18 protein-coding genes are annotated in these 21,267 nt (G+C 66.0%); 11 read left to right on the top strand and 7 right to left on the bottom strand.

What is annotated here, in order from left to right; genetic code table 11:
* Positions 1-9 precede the first annotated feature (9 nt).
* On the top strand, positions 10-3,183 hold the full coding sequence (locus QRO93_RS10155; RefSeq protein ID WP_008267324.1) for a multidrug efflux RND transporter permease subunit: 3,174 nt from the start codon (positions 10-12) through the stop codon (positions 3,181-3,183).
* 133 nt (positions 3,184-3,316) lie between these two features.
* Here the strand turns inward: QRO93_RS10155 and QRO93_RS10150 are convergent, their stop codons facing one another.
* Positions 3,317-4,465 (bottom strand): acyl-CoA dehydrogenase family protein, encoded by a 1,149-nt coding sequence (locus tag QRO93_RS10150; protein ID WP_006453028.1) that lies wholly within the window; start codon positions 4,463-4,465, stop codon positions 3,317-3,319.
* Positions 4,466-4,618: 153 nt separating this feature from the next.
* Between QRO93_RS10150 and QRO93_RS10145 the strand changes: the two genes are divergently transcribed.
* The 4 genes from QRO93_RS10145 (at position 4,619) to QRO93_RS10130 (ending at position 10,610) form a co-directional block, all read left to right on the top strand.
* Positions 4,619-5,548, top strand: coding sequence for a metalloregulator ArsR/SmtB family transcription factor (locus QRO93_RS10145; RefSeq protein WP_006453029.1), 930 nt, complete (start codon positions 4,619-4,621; stop codon positions 5,546-5,548).
* 12 nt (positions 5,549-5,560) lie between these two features.
* Positions 5,561-6,655 carry a homocysteine S-methyltransferase family protein gene (locus tag QRO93_RS10140; protein ID WP_180880757.1) on the top strand — a complete coding sequence of 365 codons (1,095 nt, stop codon included), beginning with the start codon at positions 5,561-5,563 and terminating at the stop codon, positions 6,653-6,655.
* The gene (gene metH / locus QRO93_RS10135; RefSeq protein WP_180880755.1) at positions 6,652-9,336 is read left to right on the top strand and encodes a methionine synthase; all 2,685 of its coding nucleotides are present in this window, start codon (positions 6,652-6,654) and stop codon (positions 9,334-9,336) included. Before QRO93_RS10140 ends, metH begins: the two co-directional genes overlap by 4 nt.
* Positions 9,337-9,422: 86 nt before the next feature.
* Complete coding sequence (locus QRO93_RS10130; RefSeq protein WP_053450238.1) at positions 9,423-10,610, top strand: MFS transporter; 1,188 nt, start codon at positions 9,423-9,425, stop codon at positions 10,608-10,610.
* A 48-nt stretch (positions 10,611-10,658) separates the two neighbouring features.
* On the opposite strand, the gene QRO93_RS10125 is transcribed toward QRO93_RS10130, so the two are convergent.
* The 5 genes from QRO93_RS10125 to QRO93_RS10105 all read right to left on the bottom strand — a co-directional run bounded on the left by QRO93_RS10125 (position 10,659) and on the right by QRO93_RS10105 (position 14,619).
* The gene (locus tag QRO93_RS10125) at positions 10,659-11,339 is read right to left on the bottom strand and encodes a DUF2058 domain-containing protein (RefSeq protein WP_053450239.1); all 681 of its coding nucleotides are present in this window, start codon (positions 11,337-11,339) and stop codon (positions 10,659-10,661) included.
* A gap of 10 nt (positions 11,340-11,349) precedes the next feature.
* Positions 11,350-11,592 (bottom strand): SlyX family protein, encoded by a 243-nt coding sequence (locus tag QRO93_RS10120; protein ID WP_005410256.1) that lies wholly within the window; start codon positions 11,590-11,592, stop codon positions 11,350-11,352.
* Positions 11,585-12,934, bottom strand: a complete 1,350-nt coding sequence (locus QRO93_RS10115; RefSeq protein WP_164086343.1) for a UDP-glucose/GDP-mannose dehydrogenase family protein — start codon at positions 12,932-12,934, stop codon at positions 11,585-11,587. Before QRO93_RS10115 ends, QRO93_RS10120 begins: the two co-directional genes overlap by 8 nt.
* A gap of 23 nt (positions 12,935-12,957) precedes the next feature.
* Positions 12,958-13,935 (bottom strand): FKBP-type peptidyl-prolyl cis-trans isomerase, encoded by a 978-nt coding sequence (locus tag QRO93_RS10110; RefSeq protein ID WP_053450241.1) that lies wholly within the window; start codon positions 13,933-13,935, stop codon positions 12,958-12,960.
* A gap of 96 nt (positions 13,936-14,031) precedes the next feature.
* On the bottom strand, positions 14,032-14,619 hold the full coding sequence (locus QRO93_RS10105) for a glutathione peroxidase (protein WP_164086344.1): 588 nt from the start codon (positions 14,617-14,619) through the stop codon (positions 14,032-14,034).
* 615 nt (positions 14,620-15,234) lie between these two features.
* On the opposite strand from QRO93_RS10105, the gene QRO93_RS10100 reads away from it, so the two are divergent.
* The 6 genes from QRO93_RS10100 to QRO93_RS10075 all read left to right on the top strand — a co-directional run bounded on the left by QRO93_RS10100 (position 15,235) and on the right by QRO93_RS10075 (position 19,574).
* Positions 15,235-15,594: a GntR family transcriptional regulator gene (locus tag QRO93_RS10100; RefSeq protein ID WP_006453095.1), complete on the top strand. Its 360-nt coding sequence runs from the start codon at positions 15,235-15,237 to the stop codon at positions 15,592-15,594.
* A complete protein-coding gene (locus QRO93_RS10095) occupies positions 15,594-16,469 on the top strand; it encodes an ABC transporter ATP-binding protein (protein WP_006453096.1) in 876 nt (291 codons plus the stop codon). Before QRO93_RS10100 ends, QRO93_RS10095 begins: the two co-directional genes overlap by 1 nt.
* Positions 16,466-17,494, top strand: a complete 1,029-nt coding sequence (locus tag QRO93_RS10090) for an ABC-2 transporter permease (protein ID WP_008266780.1) — start codon at positions 16,466-16,468, stop codon at positions 17,492-17,494. The genes QRO93_RS10095 and QRO93_RS10090 overlap by 4 nt, the downstream gene beginning before the upstream one ends.
* Positions 17,495-17,519: 25 nt before the next feature.
* Entirely contained in the window at positions 17,520-18,407 is an 888-nt protein-coding gene (locus tag QRO93_RS10085) for a DUF4097 family beta strand repeat-containing protein (protein WP_049458772.1), read from the top strand.
* A gap of 29 nt (positions 18,408-18,436) precedes the next feature.
* Positions 18,437-19,048 carry a DUF2884 family protein gene (locus QRO93_RS10080; protein ID WP_285304146.1) on the top strand — a complete coding sequence of 204 codons (612 nt, stop codon included), beginning with the start codon at positions 18,437-18,439 and terminating at the stop codon, positions 19,046-19,048.
* A gap of 100 nt (positions 19,049-19,148) precedes the next feature.
* Positions 19,149-19,574, top strand: coding sequence for a hypothetical protein (locus tag QRO93_RS10075; protein ID WP_053451349.1), 426 nt, complete (start codon positions 19,149-19,151; stop codon positions 19,572-19,574).
* Between the two features lie 70 nt (positions 19,575-19,644).
* On the opposite strand, the gene QRO93_RS10070 is transcribed toward QRO93_RS10075, so the two are convergent.
* Positions 19,645-21,084 carry an aspartate ammonia-lyase gene (locus QRO93_RS10070; RefSeq protein WP_053512163.1) on the bottom strand — a complete coding sequence of 480 codons (1,440 nt, stop codon included), beginning with the start codon at positions 21,082-21,084 and terminating at the stop codon, positions 19,645-19,647.
* Positions 21,085-21,267 lie beyond the last annotated feature (183 nt).

Genomic DNA, 21,267 nt, shown 5'->3' with positions numbered 1-21,267 from the left:
CCTTCCGTCATGCCTAAATTTTTCATCGAGCATCCAGTCTTCGCCTGGGTGGTTGCGATCCTGATCTCGCTCAGCGGCGTGATCGCGATCCTCAACCTGGGCGTGGAGTCCTATCCCAACATCGCCCCGCCGCAGGTGACCGTCTCGGCCACCTACCCGGGCGCCAGCGCGGACACCACCGAGAAGTCGGTCACCCAGGTGATCGAGCAGCAGCTGACCGGTATCGATCACCTGCTGTACTTCAGCTCTTCCTCGTCCTCCAACGGCCGGGCGCAGATCACCCTGACCTTCGAGACCGGTACCGATCCGGACATCGCCCAGGTGCAGGTGCAGAACAAGGTATCGCTGGCCACGCCACGCCTGCCTTCGGAAGTGACCCAGCAGGGCGTGGTGGTGGCCAAGGCCAACGCCGGCTTCCTGATGGTGGTGGCACTGCAGTCCGATACACCGACCATCAACCGTGATGCCCTGAACGACATCGTCGGTTCGCGCGTGCTCGACCAGGTCTCGCGTATCCCCGGCGTCGGCAGCACCCAGCAGTTCGGTTCCGAGTACGCCATGAACATCTGGCTGAACCCGGAGAAGATGCAGGGCTACGGCCTGTCGGCCAGCCAGGTGCTGGCGGCGGTGCGCGCGCAGAACGTGCAGTTCGCCGCCGGTGCGCTGGGTTCGGACCCGTCGCCGGAGGGCCAGCACTTCACCGCCACGGTCTCGGCCGAAGGCCGCTTCAGTTCGCCGCAGGAGTTCGAGAACATCATCCTGCGCGCCAACGCTGACGGCTCGCGCGTGCTGTTGAAGGACATCGCCCGGGTCGCCTTCGGTGCCAACAACTACGGCTTCGATACCCAGTACAACGGCAAGCCGACCGGTGCCTTCGCCATCCAGCTGCTGCCGGGCGCCAACGCCCTGAACGTGGCCGAAGCGGTGCGCGGCAAGATGGACGAGCTGCAGCCCAGCTTCCCGTCCGGCGTGACCTGGTTCTCGCCGTACGACAGCACCACCTTCGTCAAGATCTCGATCCAGGAAGTGGTCAAGACCCTGTTCGAAGCGGTGTTGCTGGTGTTCCTGGTGATGCTGATCTTCCTGCAGAACTTCCGCGCCACCCTGATCCCGACCCTGGTCATCCCGGTGGCCCTGCTCGGCACCTTCCTGGGCATGTGGATGATCGGCTTCACGATCAACCAGCTGACCCTGTTCGCGATGGTGCTGGCGATCGGCATCGTGGTCGACGACGCGATCGTGGTGATCGAGAACGTCGAGCGCATCATGTCCGAGGAAGGCCTGGCGCCGAAGCCGGCCACGCAGAAGGCGATGACCCAGATCACCGGCGCGGTGGTGGCGATCACCGTGGTGCTGGCCGCGGTGTTCATCCCGTCCGCCCTGCAGGGCGGCGCGGCAGGTGAGATCTACAAGCAGTTCGCGCTGACCATCGCCATCTCGATGGCGTTCTCGGCGTTCCTGGCCCTGGGCTTCACCCCGGCGCTGTGCGCGACCTTCCTCAAGCCGACGCACAACGACAACCCGAACATCATCTACCGCACCTTCAACAAGTACTACGACAAGATCAGCCACACCTATGTGGGCCACATCACCTCGGCGGTGCGCCACGCGCCGCGCTGGATGATCCTGTTCGTGGTGCTGACCGCGCTGTGCGGCTTCCTGTTCACCCGCATGCCGGGCAGCTTCCTGCCGGAAGAGGACCAGGGCTACGCACTGGCGATCGTGCAGCTGCCGCCGGGCTCGACCAAGGGCCAGACCAACGAAGTGTTCGCGCAGATGCGTGGCATCCTGGAAAAGCAGGATGGCTATGAAGGCATGCTGCAGGTGGCCGGCTTCAGCTTCGTCGGTTCCGGCGAGAATGTGGGCATGGGCTTCATCCGCCTGAAGCCGTGGGAGGAACGCAAGTTCACCGCGCCGGAGTTCATCCAGAACATGAACGGCGCGTTCTATGGCATCAAGGAAGCGCAGATCTTCGTGGTCAACCTGCCCACCGTGCAGGGCCTCGGCCAGTTCGGCGGCTTCGACATGTGGCTGCAGGACCGCAGTGGTGCCGGCTACGAACAGCTGACCCAGGCGCGCAACATCCTGCTGGGCAAGGCCGCGCAGAAGCCGGAGGCACTGGTCGGCGTGCGCCCGAACGGGCTGGAAAACGCCCCGCAGCTGCAGCTGCACGTGGACCGCGTGCAGGCGCAGTCGATGGGCATGTCGGTGTCGGACGTGTACAGCACCATCCAGCTGATGCTGGCCCCGGTGTACGTCAACGACTTCTTCTACGAGGGCCGCATCAAGCGCGTCACGATGCAGGCCGATGGCCCGTACCGCACGGGCCAGGAGTCGCTGAAGAGCTTCTACAGCCCGTCCAGCCTGACCACCAATGCCGATGGCACCAACGCGATGATCCCGCTCAACACAGTGGTCAAGTCCGAATGGGTATCGGCATCGCCGTCGCTGAGCCGCTACAACGGCTACTCGGCGATCAACATCGTCGGCTCGCAGGCCCCGGGCACCAGTTCGGGTGAAGCGATGCAGACCATGGAGGCGATCGTCAACGACGACCTGCCGGCCGGCTTCGGCTACGACTGGTCCGGCATGTCCTACCAGGAAATCCTGGCCGGCAACGCCGCCACCCTGCTGCTGGTGCTGTCGATCGTCGTGGTGTTCCTGTGCCTGGCAGCGCTGTACGAAAGCTGGTCGATCCCGGTGGCGGTGCTGCTGGTGGTGCCGCTGGGCGTGCTCGGCGCACTGGGCCTGTCGATGCTGCGTGGCCTGCCCAACGACCTGTTCTTCAAGATCGGCCTGATCACCGTGATCGGCCTGGCGGCCAAGAACGCGATCCTGATCGTGGAGTTCGCGGTGGAGCAGCGTGCGGCGGGCAAGAACCTGCGCGATGCCACCATCGAGGCGGCACGCCTGCGTTTCCGCCCGATCCTGATGACGTCGTTCGCGTTCATCATGGGCGTGATCCCGATGGCGATCTCCACCGGCGCCGGCGCCAACTCCCGCCACGCCATCGGTACCGGCGTGATCGGCGGCATGCTGTTCGCCACCCTGCTCGGCCTGCTGATGATCCCGGTGTTCTTCGTGGTCGTGCGGCGCATGCTGGGCGACAAGCTGGATGAACCCTCCAAGGAGTTCATGGAACGCCAGCGCGACGCCGAAAGTGCCCACCGCCCGGATCGTTGATCCGGCGCTGGGTTGAAACGAAAAGGCCCCGGAGCGATCCGGGGCCTTTTTCATTCGTGCCATGAAGCCGGTAGTCGCCAACCTTGGTTGGCACCGCTGGATCCCAACCAAGGTTGGCATCTACCGGAGCGGATCAGCGCAGCCCGGTCTCGTTGCGGGCGATCACCAGGCGCTGGATTTCCGAGGTGCCTTCATAGATCTCGGTGATCTTGGCATCGCGGAAGTAACGCTCCAGCGGCATTTCCTTCGAATAGCCCATGCCGCCATGGATCTGCACCGCCTGGTGGGTGATCCACATCGCCGCTTCCGAGGCGGTCAGCTTGGCCACCGCCGCTTCGGTGCTGAAGCGCTTGCCCTGGCCCTTCACCCATGCCGCGCGCAGGGTCAGCAGCAGGGCTGCATCCAGCTTGCACTTCATGTCGGCGATCTTGGCCTGGGTCATCTGGAAAGTACCGATGGCCGCGCCAAAGGCCTTGCGCTCCTTCACGTATTCCAGGGTCGCTTCATAGGCGGCCCGTGCGATGCCGATGGCCTGCGAGGCAATGCCGATGCGGCCGGCGTCGAGCACGCTCATGGCGATCTTGAAGCCCTCGCCCTCCTGGCCCAGCACATCTTCTGCCGCGGCCACGTAGTCGTTGAACTCGATCTCGCAGGTGGCCGAAGCACGGATGCCCAGCTTCGGTTCGGTCTTGCCACGACCAAAGCCGGCCTTGTCGGTATCGATGATGAAGGCAGTGATGCCACGCGCGCCCTTGTCCGGCTCGCTCATCGCGAACAGCACGATGTACTTGGCCACCGGGCCGGAGGTGATCCAGCTCTTCTTGCCATTGATGACGAAGCTGCCATCGGCCTGCTTCACCGCGCGGCAACGCATTGCGGTCGCGTCCGAGCCCGACTGCGGCTCGGTCAGCGCGAACGCACCGATGGCCTCGCCCTCGGCGATCGCCCGCACGTAGGTCTGCTTCTGCGCCTCGGTACCGTGGGTAAGGATGCCGTTGCAGAACAGCGAATTGTTCACCGACATGATGGTCGAGTGGGCGGCGTCGGCGGCGGCGACCTCCACCATCGCCAGCACGTACGCAACCGGGTCCATGCCTGCACCGCCGTATTCGGTCGGCACTTCGATGCCCATCAGGCCGTTCTCGCCGAGCAGGCGGATGTTGTCCAGCGGGAACTCGCCGGTACGGTCGTGATGCTCCGCACTCGGGGCAATCTTCTCCTGCGCGATGCGCCGCGCCACGTCCTGCAGCATCAACTGCTCTTCAGTAAAGCTGAAATCCACAACACCCTCCCAGGTACATGATGAAGTGGGCCACGCAAGGCGTGCCCGGATGGCCTGATTGTACCGGGGCGCGACGGCTTCCGTACGCCAGCGACTTGACCGCGGCAGGCTCACTCAGCGAATATATCTCTATATCGCGATAGGTAGATATTTATGGATCTTGAAGACTGGTCGACCCGCCTGAAGGTGTTCGCTGATGCGACCCGCGTGCGCCTGCTGGCGCTGCTGGAGCAGGAAGAGCTGACCGTGGCCGAGCTGTCGGCGATCACCCGCCTGGCGCAGCCGCGCGTGTCCACGCACCTGGCACGCCTGAAGGAAGCCGGCCTGGTCCGCGACCGCCGCGCGGGCGTGTCGGCCTACTACCGCTTCGACGAGGCCCAGCTGGACCCGGCGCAGCGCGCATTGTGGCACGCCTTGAGCAACGGAAGCGATGACCCGCTGCTGCGCCAGGATGCCGAACGGGTGGCTGCGGTGCTGGCCCACCGCGCCGCCGACCAGAACTGGGCCGACAGCGTGGCCGGCGACATGGAACGCCACTACTCCCCGGGACGCACCTGGGAGGCACTGGCCCGGACCGCGCTGCCGCTGCTGGAGACCGGCGACGTACTGGATATCGCGTCCGGTGACGGCGTACTGGCCGAACTCGTCGCCCCCCACGCCAAGCGCTACATCTGCATCGACACCAGCGCACGCGTGGTCGCCGCGGCCAGCGAACGGCTGCGGCGTCTGCCCAACGTGGAAGTGCGCGAGGGTGACATGCATGCCCTGCCGTTCAAGGACGGCAGCTTCGACCTGGTGGTGCTGATGCATGCACTGACCTACGCCAGCAAACCGGCGCAGGCGGTGACCGAAGCCGCACGCGTGCTGCGCTCCGGCGGCCGCCTGCTGCTGTGCAGCCTGGCCCGCCACGAGCACAAGGCGGCGGTGGAGGCCTACGGCCACGTCAACCTCGGCTTCAGCGACAAGGAGCTGCGCAAATTCGTCGACAAGGCCGGCCTGCAGGTGTCCAGCCTGGAAACAGTCACCCGCGAGAAGCGTCCGCCACACTTCGAAGTGATTTCGCTGATCGCCAACAAGCCCTGAGCTGGAGACCGCATGTCCGCCCTGCCCTGGTTGCATCCTGATCGTGCCAATGCCCTGCTCGACGCCCTGCGCGAGCGGATCCTGATCATCGACGGCGCGATGGGCACGATGATCCAGCGCCACGGGCTGCAGGAGGACGATTATCGTGGCGAGCGTTTCGCGGGTGGCTACGACCATGCCCATGGCCCCGGATGCGACCACGGCGCGCCGGAAGGCCATGACCTGAAGGGCAACAACGACCTGCTGCTGTTGACCCGGCCGCAGGTCATCGCCGACATCCACACGGCCTACCTCGAAGCCGGTGCGGACCTGGTCGAGACCAATACGTTCAACGCAACCTCGGTCAGCCAGGCCGACTATCACCTGCAACACCTGGTGTACGAGCTGAACAAAGCGGGGGCCGCAGTGGCACGCGCGTGCTGCGATGCGGTCGAAGCCACCACGCCGGACAAGCCACGCTTCGTCATCGGGGTGATCGGCCCGACCAGCCGCACCGCTTCCATCAGCCCCGACGTCAACGACCCGGGCTTCCGCAACACCAGCTTCGACGAACTGCGCGACACCTACCGCGAAGCGATCGAGGGCCTGATCGACGGTGGCGCCGACACGCTGATGGTCGAAACCATCTTCGACACGCTCAATGCCAAGGCCGCGCTGTACGCGCTGGAGGAGGCCTTTGACGCACGTGGCGCACGGCTGCCGGTGATGATCTCCGGCACCATCACCGATGCCTCGGGACGCACGCTGTCCGGGCAGACCGCCGAGGCCTTCCATGCGTCGCTGGCGCATGCGCGGCCGCTGTCGATCGGGTTGAACTGCGCATTGGGCGCCGCAGCGATGCGACCGCACGTGGAAACCCTTTCGCAGGTTGCCGGCTGCCACGTCAGCGCCCACCCCAATGCCGGCCTGCCCAATGCCTTCGGCGAGTACGACGAAACGCCCGAAGAGATGGCGGCTACCCTGCGGGGCTTCGCCGAGGATGGCCTGTTGAACCTGGTCGGTGGCTGCTGCGGCTCGACCCCCGACCACATCCGCGCCATTGCCGAAGCGGTCGCCGGCCTGCCGCCGCGCGCCCTGCCCGGCAACCAGGAGCAGCAGGCCGCATGAGCACCCCGTCGTATACCCGCCTGTCCGGCCTGGAACCGCTGGTCATCACCCCGGACCTGCTGTTCGTCAACGTCGGTGAGCGCACCAACGTCACCGGCAGCGCCCAGTTCCGCAAGCTGATCAAGGAAGGCCGCTACGAGGAAGCCGTCGATGTGGCCCGCCAGCAGGTGGCCAGCGGCGCGCAGATCCTCGACGTCAACATGGACGAGGGCCTGATCGATTCGGAAGCGGCGATGACCCGCTACCTCAACCTGATCATGTCCGAGCCGGACATCGCGCGTATTCCGGTGATGGTCGACTCGTCCAAGTGGAGCGTGATCGAGGCCGGGCTGAAGTGCCTGCAGGGCAAGAGCGTGGTCAATTCGATCTCGCTGAAGGAAGGCGAGGCGCAGTTCCGCGAACACGCACGCAAGGTGCTGCGCTATGGCGCCGCCGCCGTGGTGATGGCCTTCGACGAAAGCGGCCAGGCCGATACCTGCGCGCGCAAGGTCGAGATCTGCACCCGCGCCTACCGCATCCTGGTCGACGAGATCGGCTTCCCGCCGCAGGACATCATCTTCGACCCGAACATCTTCGCCGTCGCCACCGGCATCGAAGAGCACGACAACTACGCGGTGGACTTCATCGAGGCCACCCGCATCATCAAGCAGACGCTGCCGCACTGCCATGTCTCCGGCGGCGTCTCCAACGTGTCCTTCTCGTTCCGCGGCAACGAAACGGTGCGCCAGGCCATCCACTCGGTGTTCCTGTACCACGCGATTGCCGCCGGCATGGACATGGGCATCGTCAACGCCGGTGCCATGCCGATCTACGACGAGCTGGAGCCGGACCTGCGCGAGCGCGTGGAGGATGTGATCCTCAACCGCCGCAGCGATGCCACCGAGCGCCTGCTGGAGATCGCCGAACGCTACAAGGGCAGGAAGGGCGCAGCGAAGACCGAAGACCTGGCCTGGCGCGACAAGCCGGTGGCGCAGCGACTGGCGCATGCACTGGTGCACGGCCTGGATGCGTACGTCGAAGAAGACACCGAGCTGGCCCGCCAGGCCTCCAGCCGCCCGCTGGACGTGATCGAAGGGCCGCTGATGGATGGCATGAACATCGTCGGTGACCTGTTCGGCGCCGGCAAGATGTTCCTGCCGCAGGTGGTGAAATCCGCACGCGTGATGAAGAAGGCGGTGGCTTACCTGCTGCCTTACATCGAGGCCGAGAAGGCACGCAGCGGCGATTCGGCCAAGAGCAATGGCCGCATCATCATGGCCACGGTGAAAGGCGATGTGCACGACATCGGCAAGAACATCGTCGGCGTGGTCCTGGCCTGCAACAATTTCGAGGTGATCGATCTGGGCGTCATGGTACCGGCGCAGAAGATCCTCGATGCCGCACGCGAGCATCATGCCGACATCATCGGCCTGTCCGGGCTGATCACCCCATCGCTGGAAGAAATGAGCCACGTCGCACGCGAGATGCAGCGCCAGGGCTTCGACCTTCCGTTGCTGATCGGCGGCGCGACCACCTCCCGCGCGCACACCGCGCTGAAGATCGACCCGCACTACCAGGCCCCCACGATCTGGGTGAAGGACGCCTCGCGCGCGGTGGGCGTGGCCCAGTCGTTGATCTCGCGCGACCTGCGCGAGGCGTTCGTCGCAGCCAACGAGGCCGACTACGCCGAGATCCGCGCGCGCCATCGCAACCGCGGCGACGCCAAGCGCCTGGTCACGCTGGAGCACGCGCGCGGGCAGAAGTTCCAGGGCGGCTGGGACACCTATACGCCGCCTGTGCCCAACCAGCCCGGGCTGCATGTGTTCGACGACTATCCGCTCGCGGAGCTGGTCGACTACATCGACTGGACCCCGTTCTTCCAGGCGTGGGAACTGGCCGGCAAGTTCCCGGCCATCCTCACCGACGAGATCGTCGGCACCCAGGCCAGCGACCTGTACCAGGACGCCCGCGCGATGCTCACCCGCATCGTCGATGAGAAGTGGCTGACCGCCAAGGCGGTGTTCGGGCTGTGGCCGGCCAACAGCATCGGCGACGACGTGCGCGTGCAGCACCCGCAGGGCGAAACCACGCTGCACTTCCTGCGCCAGCAGGTGGACAAGCCGGCCGAGCGCCCGGACTTCTGCCTGGCCGATTTCATTGCCCCGGCCGACAGCGGCAAGCAGGACTGGATCGGCGCGTTCGCGGTCACCGCCGGTATCGGCATCGACGCGCACGTCGCGCGCTTCGAGGCCGAGCATGACGACTACAACGCGATCCTTCTGAAGGCGCTCGCCGACCGCTTCGCCGAGGCGCTGGCCGAGCGCCTGCATCAGCGCGTGCGTACCGAGTTCTGGGGCCATGAACGCGCCGAGACGCTGGACAACGAAGCCCTGATCGACGAGCAGTACCGCGGCATCCGTCCGGCGCCCGGCTATCCGGCCTGCCCCGAGCACAGCGAGAAGCGCCGGCTGTTCGACCTGCTGCAGGCCGAAGCGAACGCCGGCATGGAACTGACCGAGAGCTTCGCGATGCTGCCTACGGCGGCCGTTTCGGGCTACTACTTCAGCCATCCGCAGAGCCAGTACTTCGTGGTCGGCCGGCTCAGCCGCGAACAGGTCGGCGACTACGCCCGGCGCAAGGGCGTGGACCGCGCCCAGGCCGAACGCTGGCTGGCCTCCAACCTCGACTACGACCCCGAATGACACACAAAGGGGACGGAGGGGATTAAGTCGTTTGTGGCACAAACGACTTAATCCCCTCCGTCCCCTTTTTGCTTCATCATTCCGCGATGACCGTTCCCGTTGCCCGCCTCTCCAGCTTCTACCTGTTCTACTACGCGGCGCTCGGCGCGTTCACTCCGTACTGGAGCCTGTTCCTGACCGCGCGCGGCATGAGCGTGACCGCGATCAGCGTGATGATGGGGCTGTGGTACGCCACCCGCGTGGTCGCGCCCAGCACCTGGACCTCGCTGGCAGCGGCTTCGCCACGACCGATCCGCCTGCTGCGCATCGGCTGCGTACTGACCCTGCTCAGCTTTGCCGCCTTCCTGCTGCCCTTGCCGCAGCCATGGATGTACCCGGCGATGGTGGTGTTCTGCTTCTTCTACAACGCGGTGATGCCGCAGTTCGAATCGATCACCCTCACCCACCTCGGCAGCGACAGCCATCGCTACGGGCTGATCCGGGTCTGGGGATCGCTCGGTTTCATCGCCATCGTCACCCTGTTCGGCTGGCTGATCGAAGGTGACGGCTCGGCCAGCCGTGCCGGGCTGCTGCCCTGGATGATGCTGCCGCTGTTCGTCCTGCTGGTGGCGTCGGCCTTCAGCAACCAGTATGCGCGCGGCATCGGCAAGGCCGCGGGCGACGCCAGCGGCTTCTGGCAGATCGTACGGCGCCCGCCGGTGCTGGCGTTCTTCCTGGCCGCGTTCATGGAGCAGCTGTCGTTCGGGCCGTACTACACGTTCTTCTCGGTCTACATGGACCATCATGGCTATCGCACCTCCACGCTCGGCCTGCTGTGGACCGTCGGCGTGGTGTTCGAAGTCGGCGTGTTCTTCACCATCGGCCGCTTCTTCCGCCGCTATGACGCCAGCTGGATGCTGCTGATCGCCCTGGTCAGTTCCTGCCTGCGCTGGGCCGTCACCGCGCTGTTCCCGGAAAACCTGCCGGTGATGCTGGTCGCCCAAAGCGCACACGCGCTGGGCTTTGCTGCCTTCTTCGCGGCCGCGATGCAGATGCTGGCAACCTACTTCCCCGGCCGCCTCAATGGCCATGGCCAGGGCCTGCTGTACGGCTTCTCGTCCGGTGTCGGCGGCGTGCTGGGCGCACTCATCGCCGGCCAGCTGTGGAAAATCGATGATGGCCGCACCGCATTCCTGGCCGGCAGTGGCTTCGCTCTGGTCGGTGCGCTGCTGTGCTTCTTCGCGCTGAGCCTGCCGCTGATCCGCGCGCGCCGCAGCGCCGTGCACGCCCCGTAACGAAAACGCCGGGCAATGCCCGGCGTTTTCCTCATCCTGCAGTTCCGCTTACCAGACCAGGTCGTCCGGCACCTGGTATTGCGGATCCGCGTACGGATCTTCCTCGGCGGGCGCATTCGGGTCGACCTTCAGCGCGACCGACGCGGCGAACACCGCTTCGGACTGTGCCAGCACCTCGGCGGTCACCAGCAGGTAACGGCCATTGAGCTGCACCACGCCCAGTTCACCGGCATTGAGTGCGGTCAGCTGTTCGGCGGTGACGTAGATGCGCTTGATCTTGCCGCCATACGGGAAGTGGCGGGCAATGTCCGCCGCTTCGGCATTGAGGCTCTTGTCCTTCAGCAGTTCTTCCAGCTTTGCCTTCGCCTCGCGGCGGACGCGTGCTTCTTCCTGCTTCAGGCGCTCGGTCTCGATGCGCTCTTCCTTTTCCTTCTGCGCACGGATGGCGTAGGCCTTGGCCAGGTCCATCTCTTCGGCGCTGCGCGGCTTGCGCGGGCCTTGCTGGCCGGGGCCACGCGACGGGCCGGGCTTGCCGGCGCCGCCATGACCATGGCCACGACGCTCGCCGGGCTTGTGTTCGCCCTTGCCAGCGCCCTGCGGCTTTCCATTGCCATTGCCACCCTTGCCCTGCGGGCGGCCATCGCGGCGGGGGCCATCATTCTTGCGCTCGGGCTTGGGGGCGGGCTTGAAGCCCAGGCCCATCAGCTGGTCGCGGAGGGTATCGCTCATAGGGTTCGGATCAGTAGTGCGGCGGCGGCGGTTCGCTCGCCGGATCGGAAGAGTTCAGTGCGTTGCGGACCTTGCCCAGGTCTTCCAGCAGCACGCGCAACACATCGGCGTTGCGCATGCCCTGCATGCGGGCATCGGCCAGCGCATCGCTCAGTTCGGCCAGCGCCTGTTCCTGGAAGGACACGCGCATTTCCAGCTCGACCAGGCGCGCTTCCAGCGCCTGCTCACGTTCGGTCGGCAGCAGATCAGACATGCAGCGAGCGCCCCCGGCCGATGCCGTAGTAGGCCAGGCCTGCCGCTTCCACTTCAGCCGGGTCATACAGGTTGCGCCCGTCGAACACCGCCGCGTCCTTCAGCTGCTCGCGCAGCTTCTGGAAATCGGGGCTGCGGAACTGCTTCCACTCGGTCACCACCACCAGCGCGTCGGCCCCCTGCAGCGCGTCATCGGCACTGCTGCAGAACACCAGGTCGTCGCGCTCGCCGAAGATCCGCTGCGATTCATGCATGGCTTCAGGGTCGTAGGCACGCACGGTGGCGCCCGCTTCCCAGAGCTGTGCCAGCAGGCGGCGACTGGATGCCTCGCGCATGTCGTCGGTATTCGGCTTGAATGCGAGGCCCCACACGGCAAAGGTCTTGCCGCGCACGCCTTCATCCTCGCCCCTGTCGTAGTGACGCTGGATGAGGGCGAACAGATGCCCCTTCTGCGATTCGTTGACTGCCTCCACCGCGTTCAGCAGCTTCGGCTCCAGGCCATGCTGCTGGGCGGTGCGGGCCAGTGCCTGCACGTCCTTCGGGAAGCACGAGCCGCCGTAGCCGGCACCCGGGTAGATGAAGTGCCAGCCGATGCGCGGGTCCGAGCCAATGCCCTGGCGGACCTGCTCGACGTCGGCACCGACGCGTTCGGCGATGTTGGCGATTTCGTTCATGAACGAAATCTTGGTCGCCAGCATCGCGTTGGCCGCGTACTTGGTCAGCTCGGCCGAACGCACGTCCATTTCCACAACGCGGTCGTGGTTGCGGTTGAACGGCGCATACAGGCGGCGCATCACCGCCACCGACTCTTCGCTGGTCGCCCCGATGATGATGCGATCCGGGCGCATGCAGTCGGCGACCGCGTCGCCTTCCTTCAGGAATTCCGGATTGGACACCACGTCGAAGGCGATGTCCGCGCCACGTGCGGCCAGTTCCTCGGCGATGGCGGCACGCACCTTGTCGGCCGTGCCGACCGGCACCGTCGACTTGTTGACCACCACGGTCGGCACACTCATGTGCCGGCCGATGGTACGGGCCACGGCCAGCACGTACTGCAGGTCCGCGCTGCCATCCTCGTCCGGCGGCGTGCCCACCGCGATGAACACCACCTGGCCATGCTCGATGGCGGCCGCGGCATCGGTGGTGAACGCCAGCCGCGACGCGGCATGGTTGGCCTTCACCATCGGCTCCAGGCCCGGCTCATAGATCGGGATGATGCCCCGGTTGAGGCCATCGACCTTGGCCTGGTCGATGTCGACGCAGACCACCTGATGACCAACGTCGGCCAGGCAGGTGCCGGTCACCAGCCCTACATAACCGGTACCGAAAATCGCAACGCGCATGTCCGTGCAGGCTCCGTGGTCGCTTACGGCAGGACGCCCAGCAGCTCGACGTCGAACGTCAGAGTTGCGTTCGGGCCGATCGGGCCACCCGGGGTGCCGTTTTCGCCGTAGGCCAGGTTGCCCGGAATCCAGAAGCGGTACTTCGAGCCCACCGGCATCAGCGCGACGCCTTCGGTCCAGCCCTTGATCACCTGGTCCAGGCCGAACTCGGCCGGCTGGCGGCCGTAGGAGCTGTCGAACACGGTGCCGTTGAGCAGCTTGCCTTCGTAGTTCACGCGCACCTTGCTGCTCGGCAGCGGACGCTCGCCGCTACCCGGGCGGATGACCTGGTACTGCAGGCCCGACGCGGTGGTCACCACGCCCGGCTGGGTCTTGTTCTTGGCCAGGAAGGCATTGCCTTCTTCGCGGTTGGTCTGGGCGGCGGCGGCGGCCTTGGCCTGCATTTCAGCCTGCTTGCTGCCCATGAAGGCCTGGATGGTGGCGGTCGCGTCAGCTTCCGTCATCTTGGGCTGGCCCTTGTTCAGACCGGTGCTGATCGCGTCAAACAGCGAGGCGACGTCGATGTCGTCCTTCAGCTGCGCCAGCGACGGACCGACCGAGTACGAACCGATCATCTGCGACACCTTGACGCGATCGACCTTCGGCGGCTGCGAACCCGGCGCAACGCCCGGTACCTGCTGGCCACTGCGGGCCATCACGACCTGGCGCAGGGCGGCATCGGTGGCCTTGGCCTGTTCCTGGGTGATCTGCGGCTGCAGGCCTTCGAACGAACGCTCCACCGCGGTACGCAGGGCGGCAACGTCGATCTCATCGGCAATCGGGGTGAACGACTTGGCCACGTCCAGGCCGATGGCATAGCCGAGCTTCTGCTTGGGGGAATTCAAGGTTGCGGTCTCCTTGGCGGCTGCGGGGGCAGCCGGTTGTTGCGACAGAGCGACACCCGAAGTGCCCATCGCCAGAATCAGAACCGACGCCGCGGCGCCGCGCATTCCCATCTTCATTCGCTGCATTCCTGGAAGTGTCTGGGCGCCGACGTCGGCGCGAAAAGAAACATTGTCGCACGCATGCCGGAGATGTCGAGGCATGCGTGGCGGATATCAATGCGTGGCCGCTGCGGCCAGGGCCTTGTCGATGGCCGCGGTCAGCTGCGGATCGTCCGGCGTGACCTTGCTGGCGAACTGGGCGATGACCTTGCCATCGCGGCCGACCAGGTACTTGTGGAAGTTCCAGCCCGGCGCGACGCCGGTCGCAGCGGTCAGCCGCTGGTACAGCGGCGTGGCCTCGGCCCCGACCACGTGCACCTTCTCGAACATCGGGAACTTGACGCCATAGGTCAGCGTGCAGAAATCCTGGATCTGCTTTTCGTCACCCGGCTCCTGGCCCTTGAAATCATTGGACGGGAACCCGAGCACGGCGAAGCCGCGGCCGGCATAGCGCTTCTGCAGCGCCTCCAGGCCTTCGTACTGGGGCGTGTAGCCACACTTGCTGGCGGTGTTGACCACCAGCAGCACCTGCCCGTGGTAGCGCTGCTGCAGGTTGACCTGCTGCTTGCTGGCCAGCGGCCGGTACTCGAGGTCGAGCAGATCGGCCGCCAGGGCACTGGCCGAACCAGCAACACCGGCCACGATCAGGACCAGCAGGGACAGGCCGCGCATGCGGCGCGGGGAAACGGTCGACAGAGGCATCAGGAACAGTCCGCGGTAGCCATTCACAGGGCCCGGCCGCTACCGGCCGGGAATCGGCCGAACTATAGCACCGGGCCCCTGCCGCCCTGATGGCACAGGCCCCGGATGGCTTTGCGCGGCATGGCGTTTGCCTGGCCCAGCCTGCCGGCGCACCGCAGTGATGACATGGCATGGACATCACTGAATGGAAGCCCGATCGCCCCCTCGCCGCACGACAGATTTATTTCTCTTTAGAATCAACTGCTTGATGGGATATTTCGGCGATATGACCACCCCTGCCATCAGTTGGGGCCGGCAAGGACTTGCACGGCGGCGTGCCGGTGTTATAGTTGCATACAACACCAGTCACCTGAGACAGGGGGAAGCCATGAACACCCGGATGCGTCGCACGCTCACCGCGCCTGCGGTCACTGCAGTTTCCACCCTGCTCGTGCTCACCTGGCTGGCCGTGCCCGCCTCTCCCGCCACCGCACTGCCCTCCGGCAGTGCACAGGACACAACCGCTTCGCCGGCAGGGAACGCCGACTCCTCCCCCCCTCCCCCGCGTCGGCTGCACAGCTCCCTGTCCATGCCGTATTTCTCGTTCGCCCAGCCGCTGACCCCACGGAGCTGAATATGAGCGACATCCAGTGGAGCGACGGCGCTCCCATCTACCGTCAGTTGAAGGAGCGTGTGATCGCCATGATGCTCGACGGAATCCTCAAGCCGGGCGATGCCCTGCCTTCGGTGCGCCAGGTGGCCGCCGACTATCAACTCAACCCCATCACCGTTTCGCGCGCTTACCAGGAACTGGCCGATGAAGGCCTGGTCGAGAAGCGCCGCGGCCTGGGCATGTTCATGACCGAGCAGGCGGCCACGCAGTTGCGCAGCAGCGAGCGTGACCGCTTCCTCAACGAAGAATGGCCGGCGGTGCTGGAGCGCATCCAGCGCCTGGGCCTGAGCCTCGACGAATTGCTGCCCCAGGGGAAAGTCTGATGAATAGCACTGCAAGCGAATCGGTCATCACCGCCCGCGGCCTGCGCAAGGCCTACAAGACCACGGTCGCCCTCGACAATGCCAGCTTCAGCATTCCGAGCGGGCGCATCGTCGGCCTGATCGGCCCCAACGGCGCGGGCAAGACCACTGCGTTGAAGGCCATCCTCGGCCTGACCTCGGTGGAAGGCGAACTCAATGTGCTCGGCCGCGACCCGCGGCTGCACCGCGACGAGCTGATGAACGACATCTGCTTCATCGCCGACGTTGCCGTGCTGCCGCGCTGGCTGAAGGTGCGCGAGGCGATCGATTTCGTGGCCGGCGTCCACCCGCGCTTCGACCGCGCCCGCTGCGAGCGCTTCCTGGCCAACACCAAGCTGCAGCCCAGGCAGCGCGTGCGCGAACTGTCCAAGGGCATGATCGTGCAGCTGCACCTGGCACTGGTGATGGCCATCGATGCCCGCATCCTGGTGCTGGACGAACCCACCCTGGGCCTGGACATCCTGTACCGCAAGGAGTTCTACCAGCGCCTGCTGGAAGACTACTTCGACGAGCAGAAGACCATCATCGTCACCACCCACCAGGTGGAAGAGATCGAGCACATCCTCAGCGACGTGATGTTCATCCGCGATGGCCGCATCGTGCTCGATGCGGAAATGGACGACGTCGGCCAGCGTTACACCGAGCTGCTGGTCAATGCCGACCAGCTGGAAACCGCCCGCGCGCTGAAGCCGATCGACGAGCGCAGCCTGGCGTTCGGCAAGACCGTGATGCTGTTCGATGGCGTACCACGCGACCAGCTTTCGACCCTTGGCGAGACCCGCATCCCGGGCCTGGCCGACCTGTTCGTCGCCATCATGAAGGGGACCTACGCATGAATGCCGTCAACCACCCCGTCAGCCCGCTGGGTACCCTGCGCTGGCTGCTCAAGCGCGAGTACTGGGAAAACCGCGGCGGCTTCCTCTACGCGCCGCTGATCGCCGGCCTCATCTCGCTGGTGATGAGCAGCATCGGCATCGCCTTCGGCCTGTTCGCGCTGAACCGCGCGGCACGCAGTGGCGGGTTGCATGTCGATGGCGAAAGCGTCAACGTCAATGGCCTGGACCTGGCACTGCTCACCCGCAACATCAATGGCAAGGACCTGGCCGACCTTGGCAACGGCCTCGACCTGACCCTGGTGCTCAGCTCGGCCTGGCCGTTCCTGGTGCTGGCCTTCGTGGTGTTCTTCTACTGCCTGGGCGCGCTCTACGACGACCGTCGCGACCGCAGCATCCTGTTCTGGAAGTCGCTGCCGCTGTCGGACACCCAGACCGTGCTGTCCAAGGTGATCAGTGCACTGATCATCGCACCGTTGATTGCCGTGATCGCCGGCATCATCACCATGTTCGGCTTCATGCTGGTGATCAGCCTCGTTGCGCTGGCCCACGGCGGCAGCCCGATGACGCTGATCTGGGGGCCGGCCAGCCCGCTGACCCTGGCCGCCGGCCACCTGGCCTGGATCCCGGTCTACGCCCTGTGGGCGCTGCCCACCGCCGGCTGGCTGCTGTTGTGCTCGGCCTGGGCGCGCACCAAGCCGTTCCTGTGGGCGGTGATGCTGCCACTGTTCGCCGGCGTCATCATCAGCACCACCAAGGTCATGCCGCTGATCGGGCTGACCACCGGCTGGTTCTGGCAGAACATCGTTGGCCGCCTGCTGCTGGGTGCCGTTCCGGGCATGGACCTGGTGTACCGCCTCAGCGCCGGTGAAGGTTCGCGTCGCGATCTCGAATCGGTGGTTGGCCTGATGTCGCCGGCCTCGCAGCTGAAATCGCTGGCGATGCCGGAACTGTGGATCGGTGCCGCCGTCGGTGCAGTGTTCATCTTCCTCGCCATCCGCCTGCGCAAGCGCGCCGGCGAGATCTGATTCCATCCACCTGGAGGCACCACCCATGCGTTCCCTGCTCGCCTGTTCCGCGTTGTTGCTGTTGCCGCTGTCGGCACTCGCTGCCGATGCCCCGAACTGCAAGTTCACTGCTGCGCGCACGTTGAAGCTGGATGTGGCCGGTGCCCGGGCGGTGGTGTTCGAAGTCAACCAGCATGACCTGAAGATCGTCGCCAGCAAGGGCGGCGGCCAGCTTGACGGTCGTGCCTGTGCCTCCAGCCAGGAGTGGCTTGATCAGCTGGTGCTGGACCAGCGCAAGGAGGGCGACAAGCTGGTGGTAAGCCTGCGCCGCGAGGGCCGCAACAGCGGCATCAGCCTCGGCAACAGCTACGCCTGGCTGGATATCCGCGGCAGCGTGCCGGACAACCTGCCGCTGCAGCTCAAGGTCGGCTCCGGCGACGCCAGCGTGGAGAACGCACAGTCGCTCAGCGTGGATGTCGGCTCTGGTGATGCGGTGGCCCGCGGCACCCGCGGCGACATCCATGCGGCAGTGGGTTCGGGCGACCTCAACATCGATGGCGGTGGTTCGCTGAACCTGCTGTCGCTGGGCTCCGGCGACGTCAATGTGCGCAATATCAGCGGTAACGCCAGCACCGGCACGGTCGGCTCCGGCGACCTGAAGATCAGCGATGTGCGCGGCAATGCCCGGCTGGATACCGTCGGTTCGGGCGACATCGAGTTCAAGCGCGTGCAGGGCAGCGTTGAAGTCGGCGTGGTCGGCTCCGGCGGCGTCGACCTGGCCGACATCGGCGGCGATGTGCATGTCCGCAGCCACGGTTCGGGCGACATCCAGGTCGACGGCGTGCGCGGCAGCCTGACCGTCGACCACAGCGGCAGCGGCGATGTCGAGCACCGCAACGTCAGTGGCAGGGTCACCCTGCCGCGCGGCAAGTAACCTCTTCCAGACACCTCCAGGGGACCATCATGAAGCTGTCGCGCCTGTTGCCTGCCACCCTGCAGTGCCTGCCGCTGATCGCCTGCGGTGGCACTTCCTCCTCACCTGACCAGACCGTCGGCAAGAGCGTCGCCGAAGCCACCAGCGGTGTCGGCGATACGGTCAAGCAAGCCATTGACGATGCCCACAAGGAGATCACCGAGGGCAACATCAAGATCTCCGCCGACCAGCAGCCACGCGCTGAAATCACCCCGGATGGCCGCCTGCTGATCGCGGGCAAGGAAATCACCGCCAATGACACCCAGCGCCGCCACCTGCAGGAATACCGTGGCCACGTTGTAGCCATCGCGATGGACGGCATGGATATCGGCCTGGCCGGCGCCAAGCTGGGAGCCAATGCGGCCGGTGAAGCACTGAAGGGCATCTTCAGCGGCGACAGCGAAGGCGTGGAGAAGCGCATCAACGCCGAAGCCGCAAAGATCGAGGCCCAGGCCAAGCGCATCTGCGGACGCCTGCCGGCGATGCTGGCCAGCCAACAGGCACTGGCGCGTGAACTGCCGGCGTTCAAGCCGTACGCAACCATGGACCAGAGTGACGTGGACGACTGCGGCAAGAACAACGGCGCCACGTTCTCCAGGTGAGTCAAATCAGCGCACCCGGCCGCCCCTGGCATTCCACGGTCGGCCGGGCTGCGCTGGCGGGCTTACAATGGCGGCCCCGGACGTCCCCGAACCGAATGCCATGAAGAAGTTGTTCCTGCTGCTGGCCGCCCTGCTCTGCCTGGGCCTGGTCGGCTGTGACAAGGATTACCGCAACCACCGCGCCGAGCGCGGCAAGCCGAAGATTTCCGTCAGCGAAGGCATGGTCACCGTGCGTCGCCCGCCGGCACCGAACATCATCATCCTCGGCGATGGCACGATGAAGGTGGACGAGATCCAGATTCCGCTGGACGACGCGCAGAAGCAGATGCTGCAGACCATGTTCGGCAAGCTGCAGGTGCTGCGCCAGAACACCCTGGTCGCCGCCCCGGCCGACCCGAACATGCAGCCGGTGAAGATCCAGCCGCCGGAGGGCATGGAGGTGATTCCGGCAGACCTGATCCAGCGCATCCCCGAATTCAAGGACTACACCGACACCTTCGGCAACATCGTCGCCGACCGCCGCTGAAGAAAAACGCCGCCCGAGGGCGGCGTTCCTGCGTGTGGTGGGTGCGGACCTTGGTCCGCGCGCCGTTCGATCAACCGCCGGCGCCACCGCCCCCGGCCTGGATGCCGCCGGCAGTCAGCGCGGTCGGGTCCAGCAAGCGACGCAGCTCGGCCTCGTCCAGGCCACTGTCCTCCAGCGCCACGTCCAGCACCGGGCGCTGCTCCTTGTAGGCCCGCTTGGCGATCGCCGCGGCCTTTTCGTAGCCGATGATCGGGTTCAACGCGGTGACCAGGATCGGGTTGCGCGCCAGCGCTTCGGCCACGCGGTCCTCGCGCACCTTCAGGCCGGCGATGGCGCTGTCGGCCAGCAGCGTGGACACATTGGCCAGCAGGCCGATGCCATCCAGCAGGTTCACTGCGATCAACGGCAGGGTGACGTTGAGCTGGAAGTTGCCGGTCTGCCCGGCCACGGTGATCGCGGTGTGGTGGCCGATCACCTGCGCGCAGGCCATCACCGTCGCCTCCGGAATCACCGGATTGACCTTGCCCGGCATGATCGAGCTGCCCGGCTGCAACGCCGGCAGTTCGATCTCGCCCAGCCCGGCCAGCGGACCGGCGTTCATCCAGCGCAGGTCATTGGCGATCTTGATCAGTGCCACCGCCAGCGCATTGAGCTGGCCGGACAGTTCAACCGCATCGTCCTGCGCGGCCAGGCCCTCGAACTTGTTCTCGGCGCTGTCGAACTTGACCGACGTCTGCTGCTTCAGTGCCTTGGCCACCTGCGCGCCGAAGCGCGGGTCGGCATTGATGCCGGTGCCGATCGCGGTACCGCCCAGCGGCAGGCGGCGCACGCGCTTGAGGCTGTCCTCGATGCGTTCCTGCGCCGAGGCGAGCTGCGCCGACCACGCGCCGAACTCCTGCTCGAAGGTCAGCGGCATCGCATCCATCAGGTGGGTGCGCCCGGTCTTGACCACCTTGCGCAGGCTGCGGCCCTTCTTGTCCAGGGTCTTGCGCAGGTGCACCAGCGCCGGCAGCAGCTGTTCATGCGCCGCCAGCACCGCCGACACGCGCAGCGCGGTCGGGATCACGTCGTTGGAGCTCTGCCCCTGGTTGACGTGGTCGTTGGGATGCACCGTGGTCTTGCCCGCCTTGCCGGCGCGGTTGGCCAGGGTGGCGATGACCTCGTTGGCATTCATGTTCGAGGACGTGCCCGAACCGGTCTGGTAGACGTCGATCGGGAAATGCGCGTCCCAGTCACCGGCGGCCACTTCGGCGGCCGCGACCTGGATCGCCTTGGCCACGGTCTTGGGCAGGTGGCCCAGCTCGGCGTTGACGCCGGCGGCAGCGCCCTTGACCAGGCCCAGCGCGCGGATGAAACCACGCGGCATGCGCTGGCCCGAGACCGGGAAGTTCTGTACGGCGCGCTGGGTCTGCGCACCCCACAGGGCATCGGCAGGCACCTGCAGCTCGCCCATGCTGTCATGTTCGATCCGGAATCCCGGGGTGGCACCCTTGCTTGCAGCTTTGCTCATTGCATCAACTCCGCACTACTTCAGTTGGGGAAAGGGAAGCGGCGGCTGGCAGGGTGTCGCTTCCCGGGCTGGCGGCTGCGACAACGATACTCCCTTGCCTGCAGCGTGGGATGACGAGGGCGGGCCAGATCGTTCCGCCTGCACGGCCGTTCTGCACGCTCCAGGGGGAGTGCCGGCCGCTGG

The organism is Stenotrophomonas maltophilia group sp. Smal17 (assembly GCF_030237045.1).
Classification (GTDB): Bacteria; Pseudomonadota; Gammaproteobacteria; order Xanthomonadales; family Xanthomonadaceae; genus Stenotrophomonas; species Stenotrophomonas forensis.
This window is presented reverse-complemented; position numbering and strand designations above follow the sequence as displayed.